Raw genomic sequence first — 356 nt, forward strand, 5'->3', positions numbered from 1 at the left:
GTTGGCTTAGCTTCACTTTCATACGAAAGATCCACTAATATTTTTTTGTTTGTTTACACGTCTTGTTTGTTTAGTTTTCAAAGAACAATCTCATGTCGTTTGTGCGACTTTATTATATTAACAGATTGTTAATACTGTGTCAATAAAATAATTAAATTTTTTGGTGGAGCCTAGCGGGATCGAACCGCTGACCTCCTGCGTGCAAAGCAGGCGCTCTCCCAGCTGAGCTAAGGCCCCATAAAGTTATAAGTAAAGAATGGTCGGGAAGACAGGATTCGAACCTGCGACCCCTTGGTCCCAAACCAAGTGCTCTACCAAGCTGAGCTACTTCCCGTAAAAGTGCGCCCTGAGAGATT

At 42.4% G+C, this 356-nt stretch carries 2 tRNA genes; both read right to left on the reverse strand.

From position 1 onward, the window contains the following. Window positions 1–161: 161 nt before the first annotated feature. Window positions 162–237: transfer RNA gene (locus COE25_RS29375), tRNA-Ala, on the reverse strand. Window positions 238–257: 20 nt separating this feature from the next. Further along, window positions 258–334 (reverse strand) — tRNA-Pro (locus tag COE25_RS29380). Window positions 335–356 lie beyond the last annotated feature (22 nt).

Origin of the sequence: Bacillus sp. AFS031507, from assembly GCF_002584635.1 — a bacterium.
Classification (GTDB): Bacteria; Bacillota; Bacilli; order Bacillales; family Cytobacillaceae; genus Neobacillus.